Source organism: Hyphomonas pacifica (assembly GCF_000682675.1).
GTDB classification, from domain to species: Bacteria; Pseudomonadota; Alphaproteobacteria; order Caulobacterales; family Hyphomonadaceae; genus Hyphomonas; species Hyphomonas pacifica.
Window position 1 is genome coordinate 1 of the sequence record NZ_AWFA01000054.1, and the last position, 6,495, is coordinate 6,495.

At 52.7% G+C, this 6,495-nt stretch carries 4 protein-coding genes; all 4 read left to right on the forward strand.

Features of this window, described 5'->3' with window-relative positions; translation table 11 throughout:
- The first annotated feature begins 487 nt into the window (after nt 1-487).
- Nucleotides 488-1,957: a tetratricopeptide repeat protein gene (locus HY2_RS13720; RefSeq protein WP_112063352.1), complete on the forward strand. Its 1,470-nt coding sequence runs from the start codon at nt 488-490 to the stop codon at nt 1,955-1,957.
- A gap of 98 nt (nt 1,958-2,055) precedes the next feature.
- Nucleotides 2,056-3,363 carry a tetratricopeptide repeat protein gene (locus HY2_RS13725; RefSeq protein WP_034828606.1) on the forward strand — a complete coding sequence of 436 codons (1,308 nt, stop codon included), beginning with the start codon at nt 2,056-2,058 and terminating at the stop codon, nt 3,361-3,363.
- 97 nt (nt 3,364-3,460) lie between these two features.
- Complete coding sequence (locus tag HY2_RS13730) at nt 3,461-5,374, forward strand: sensor histidine kinase (RefSeq protein ID WP_051595054.1); 1,914 nt, start codon at nt 3,461-3,463, stop codon at nt 5,372-5,374.
- Complete coding sequence (locus tag HY2_RS13735; protein WP_034828608.1) at nt 5,371-6,003, forward strand: response regulator; 633 nt, start codon at nt 5,371-5,373, stop codon at nt 6,001-6,003. The genes HY2_RS13730 and HY2_RS13735 overlap by 4 nt, the downstream gene beginning before the upstream one ends.
- Nucleotides 6,004-6,495 lie beyond the last annotated feature (492 nt).

Below are 6,495 nucleotides of genomic sequence, written 5' to 3' on the forward strand. Positions count from 1 at the left end.
AAAAATGTCTCACGGTCGCTGAACCGCTACAATTGTGAGTTAATTTCCCGCCTTTGGCGTCCTGGTGTTTAGGCGAGAGAAAGCCATAGGTGGGAAAGTTTTCAGGGCTGCAGAGTACTCTTAACAGCACCCGCGCAGGCTGTGGTGTATTTATATTTTAGTTTCCAAAGCGATAGGGGAGGTTCACACCATAGGTTCTGGGATCTCCATATACTAATCGTCAAAACCGAAATCGGAAACGTCGAATGTATCCACAATGTACTCCTTATAAGTTATATTCTTTGTGAATACAGCTAGTTCCCAGAGGTCGCTTTCGGAAGGACACAGCGCAAGATACTTTCGCGCGAGTATCGCTTCAGCACTATCCCCCATCCCGAAGAACCAGAACCGCTGATTTTGACTTGCTTCATTTCAAAGTGGGAAGCACAAGATTTGTTATGTGCAAATGGTGATTATAATTACAATGCTCGAAAGATGAGGTGGCAGGATGCTCAGAGGTTTGAGAATTGGTGTTTTGGCTATTTGCTCATCTCTCACAGCATGGTCCGCCTGTGCCCAGGTTCTAGATGTGACTCCCTTGCCGGAGGCCACATGGTCTGAGCCGGGAAGTATCTCGTACCTGCAGAACGAGCACGCCAAATCCCTTTATTCGGCAGGTGAGTATGCTGAAGCCAAGACGATATGGCAGGGCCTTGCCGAGTACGGTAATCTGGAGTCGATCAATAATCTTGGTGTGTACTACCGCGAAGGCAAAGCAGTTCCTGCAGACTACGAGAAGGTCGTAATTTATTGGCAGCAAGCGGCAGAAAAGAATTTTACACCCTCGCTCATGAACTTGGCAGGCCTTTACGAGGAGGGGTTCCCTGGCCATCCATCAGACTTGCGAAAGGCATTTGAAACATATGTGCTGGCGGCTCGTGCGGGTGATGAGAAGGGGGCGTTCAAGGCGGCGAACATGGTGTTTCGTGGCGAAGGAGTCGTAGCGAACTTTGCAGATGGGCACAGATTGCTGACCCTCGCGGCCGACCTCGGTAACCCGGCAGCGTTCATGATGATGGGCAAGTATGATGAGCTGGGATTTAATCCTGATGGGGACATTCTGTCTGCACGGGACTGGTACGAGAAAGCCCAATATATGGGTCATCCGATGGCGGCTGATGCGCTGGCGGCGTTACCCAAGCCTGATATCAACTATGTCTATGGTTTAATGCAGCAGAAAAGGCATTCGGATGCCCGCAGGCTGGCGGCGGAATTGTGTCGTAATGATCTTGATGCACAGGCGTGCAACATTCAGGGGCAGTATGATTTGAGCGGCGCCTCTGGTGTCTATCGTGACTATCTCAGCGCGGCGCATGCGCTTGATTATGCATGTGCAATGAAAATTGCTGACAGCTGCCTGAACTATGCCCATGCCGTAGCCGAAGGCGCGCAATACGGGCCTGGGAAATTCAGCACCGCCGATTATAGAAAAGCAGAACAGGCATATGCACGGGCATGCAATGAGCAGCAGGATTATACGGCCTGCGCCGGTGTCATATACTTCAATTATTACTCGGCATTCGGCCTGAATGATCGTCAGAAGATCATGGATTATGGTCCTCGTGCCTGCATGAATGGTGGCAATGATTTTGCCTGTGATGTGTGGATGCCGATGTTCAACGCCAATGTTGCGGAGACTTACGGGCGCAATCCTGGCGGCTCATCCAGTGGCAGCAGATTTGGAAATTTTCTGGGCAATACACTTGGCACAATCGTCGCCGGGCTTGCCGCAGGTGCTCAGGCATATAATAATAATTCTGCCGGTTATTCTTCGACGTACAGCACTTCGTCTTCGTCTGGCTCATCGAGCAGCTCTTCGTCAAACATGCGTGATTTCAATCAATACATGAACTCTGTACGTTCCATCGGGACAGCTTATTCTGCGCCCTGTCCGCCGACCAATTCGTATTGTCGGTAAGAGCCTTCCTCACCTGAACCGGGGAGGCGAAAACATGCGACATACCTTACTGGGTAAGTTGGAATTTTCCCAACATAAGCACACGGAGGTATTGAGCAATGTCCTATGGACGACATTTGGTGGTGCTTCTTCTGGCAGTGATGGCGTCGCTGACAGGTGTCTCCTCTGCACAGCTAACCCTTCCACCGGGCGCCGAACTCTGGTCACAGCAATGTGAAGCGGGGGATGTGGATGCCTGTATCAATCAGGGCATCCGCTACCAGCATGGCATAGAAATTGAGGCAAGCTGGAGTGGTGCAGCAGAGTATTGGGGGAAGGCGTGTAAGTTAGGTATGTCAGATGGCTGCCAGATGGCATCGGAAGTCTACCGCGGCCTGGCAGACGGTTTCCCTGCGGATTATCGTAGACTCGTCATGGTTGAATCCCATGGCTGTGAACTGGGCATGCCGCTGCATTGTGCCGATGCGGCGTTGCGTCTCTATTCAGGGGATGGCGTAGATCAGAATGTTGAGTTGGCCCTGCCACTGTTTGGTAAGGCCTGCGAGATGGAAGACGCAATGTCCTGCGCGATTGCGGCGACCGAATATCTGGATGGTGAGCAGGGCACGCCTGTGGATGCCGAAAAGGCGGTGGTCTATGGCAAGAAAGGTTGCGCGCTGGACCAGCAGGATGCCTGCCGCCTGGTCGAAGCGGCCTATATGTTGCCGAAATATTCGACCTTCGAGCCGCAAGAAGGTTTTGACTACGCGCTGAATAATTGCGCGGGCGGGTCAAAGGAAAGCTGTGCCAATCTCGGCAATGTTTATGTTGAGATTGGAGAATACGATCTTGGTGTCGAGAATTACGAGAAAGCCTGCGGCATGGGCATGGATGAAGCCTGCGACGTAGCAGCGAACTACAAGACATGGCTGGAAGAACGCGCCGCCTATGAGGCCTGGCTGGAGCAACAGGCAGAGCGCAAAACGCAACTTTACCAGATGATCGCTCGCGGAAACCTTGATGGCGCGATGAAGGCGGCCCTGTATGATTATGGTTCCACTGATCTTGCGGAATATGTTGCCACCAAGGCTTCAGACTATAGCGGTTTCTCCACCAATAATCTTTATGTCCTGTCGCTCTGGTTCCCTGGTCAGGCTATCGGTGCGGCAGCGGACAGGGAACTGGCAAGCCGCGGCACAGGCCTGGAAGGCCGCTTCGGAGAGGGCACCAATGCCCCTGGTATGGCAGAAGCCCGTTACCGCGCAGCCTATGGTTCCAGTCCGCCGTCCTACACAGCGAGTGTCTCGTTGCCCTCGCAGCCAAGGATGAAGAGTGCGGCCGAGATCAGCGCCGCAACGCGCGACCGGTATCGCTGGGCACACTGCACGATGAGTGGCAGCAATACCAGTGCCAAGGTCTGCCAATAATATCCTGACTGAAGGCGATCAATGAAACTGCCCTGATGGCGAATTAGGCGGTAAAGTTTCAGAATGGGCCTATTGTTTTTGATGCCGGAGGATTCGGGTGGCGGGGGAGGAGACGGGATCGATTGGTGTCGGCCGTTCTGGCAAGATATACAGCACGCCGCTGGGCCGTCTGGTCACGACATTTATTCTGGCTGCGACTCTGTTTCTGGCAATGGGCCTTGTTGCTTTGCAACCAGCCTCTGGTTGGAGTTGGTCTATAGCAGACTGGCGTAGTCCTGCGCAGACGGATCCGGCGATATGGAGTTCACTCCTGACAGGCCTGATGGCGTTTATTGTGGCGGCATGGGTTTGGGCCCTAAAACCTGCCAATTTTGCGGCAGCCCTGTTTGCCCTGAGCGGGCTCGCGACTCTCATATTTTGCTTTTTTTCGTTTCCGACATCGCTTGCTTTGCCATTGCGGGAAGAGGTCATTTCCTGGTTCTGGATACTGAACATGCTAGGGGCATCAGCCTTTGGCATCATCATGATATGCCTGTTCCTGATATATCCAACTCCCGTGCCAAAGTGGCGAGGCCTGGCGTTGATTGTGGTGCTTGGCTTTGGCGTCTGGACCGTGTTGCGAACATTCGGTCCGTGGCAAAAATTCGCCGAGGTGCAGACAATCACCACTGTTGAGATGATGGTAATTGTCATCACTGTTATCTGGCAAGTTCGTGTGTCCTCTATCGACCCCAGACAGAAGGCAATTGCAAACTGGTTGGGCGCGTCGACATTGGTTGGTGCGGGTGCGTTCATTGGAACGGTTGCGTTGCCAATCACATTTGGATCCCTGCCACTCGTGCGCGAGAATTACGCCTTCGGTTTTTTTCTCATAATATATGGCGGGCTTGCCCTCGGACTGATGCGCTATCGTTTGTTCGATATGGGGATATGGGCCTATAGGCTGGTTTTTTATGCAATTGGCGCCTTGTTGCTGATCGTGCTGGACTTGTTGCTGATCACCCTGCTCGCGGTGGGGCGGGCTCAGGCGGTTGGTCTGTCGCTTCTGCTGGTCGGATTTGCTTATTTGCCGCTCCGTGAACAACTATGGCGCCGTCTGGCATCTGGACGCGAAAGAAATGATGAACTGTTGTTTCTGCAAGTTCTCGATGTTTCGTTCAGGTCAAATTCTACGGATCGCGCAGAGGCGTGGGTGAATTTGTTAAGAGGGCATTTCAGCCCTCTGGAGGTGGTATCCGGATCTGACTCCACCATGGAGCCTGAAATTGAGGATGAAGGCCTTGCGCTTACAATTCCCGCAGTGGGGGACATGCCCGCTCTAACGCTCAAGTATAACAATCATGGACGGTCGCTTTTCAGCACGAAAGACCTTGTCTCTGTCAGGCATCTGGTGCTCCTGGCGGTACAAGTGCTTGAAAGTCGGACAGCTTATGATCGGGGTGTCTCTGCAGAGCGCATCAGAATTGCCCGCGACCTGCACGACAATATTGGTGCTCAGTTGATGCGGGCGCTACATTCTGATGCGCCAGACAAGAAGGATTCAAGAATTCGCGAGACTCTTGCGGACCTGAGAGATGTCATCAATCATGCCCATGAAGCTGCAATCCCGTTGGACGAAATGTTTGCGGATTTGCGAGCTGAAACCGCTGAACGCCTCGACCCGCATGGCGTGAGCCTGGTCTGGACACTTGAAGCTAGGCAAGAAACCCGGCTTGTCCCAGCAAACATTCACGCTTTACGGTCGGTGATCCGGGAAGCTGCAAGTAATACGATCAAACATGCCAACGCGACATGTCTGAAAGTCGAGGCGCGAGTGACTCAGCATAATGTTCGTGTGGAGATTGAAGATGATGGCCAGGGGTTCGATGTGCTTGCTGTTGATCGTGGGCAGGGACTTGAAAACATGAGAGCGAGGGTCTGCGGGTCTGGGGGAGACTTCCTGATTCAGACTTCAGAGGCTGGCGGAGCACGTCTTATTGCGACCTTTCCGCTGCAGAGGTACGAGCAATGAAAACTGTTCTGATCGTTGAAGATGTTTCCGAGACACGAATCTGGCTCCGCCAGACGGTCGAAATGGCCTTTCCTGGAAGTGAGGTTTCTGAAGCCCAAAGCATACATGAGGCGGCCGACGCCATTGCAAGTCAGAAATTCGATCTTGCCATTATAGATCTAGGGCTTCCGGATGGAAGTGGTACCAGCATTATCGGCGCATTGTCTTCGAGCCGCCCCGAAACCACAATTGTTGTGGCTACAGTGATGGGAGATTATGCATCACTTGTTGGGGCTCTTTCTAAGGGTGCGGATGGATATCTACTGAAGGATGCTCCGCAAGAGGCCTTCGTCCGGCAGCTGAAAATGATTGAGCAGGGCCTGCCTGCATTGTCGCCTGCTGTTGCCAGGCGGATCGTCGAACACTTTCGCAGGACTGCCGTTTCGGAAACGGATGGCGCAGATCTGACCGCGCGTGAGAGAGATGTGCTTGGCCTCATCGGTCGTGGTTTGCGAAATGCAGAAGCGGCTCGTGCCTTGGGGCTCAGCGAGAACACGATCGCAAGTCATATCAAATCTGTTTATGGCAAGCTCGGAATTTCGACGCGTGCCGAAGCCGCTCTTCTTGCTACGCGCTTAGGGTTGACCTGATGGTCATGGTTCAAAGGCCTGTGGCTGGCGCAATCCATTAGCTGGTCATTGCAACCCGCGCGTATAGCGTATCTCAAGCCTGCGCCAACCGGATGGCCTCTTGTTATCTGGAAACAAGGCGAATTCGCGTTGATTTTACCCGACGCCTCTGGGTGTCAGGCGTTTTAACGCTGCCGCCAGGCTAAATCCTTTCAACATGCTCAGTGGAATGCTGCCTTAATGGGCATGGGCTCGCAATGATGCGCAAAGAACGCATTATTTTTATAATGCAGCAATAAAAGCTTTAAAAATATAAATAATGCTGCATTAATTGCTTTTAAGGGTGCCTATGCACGTCAAAGGCAAGTGCATGGGGAATAGCGGAGCGAGTTTGGAGGAAGATTAAACCTATGAAGAATTTGAAATTTTCGACTGCGATTGCCATGATTATGCCGCTGATGGCGGTACCGGCTTTTGCGCAGGTGACCTGAGCCCTTTGGCTCCCTCATTCAT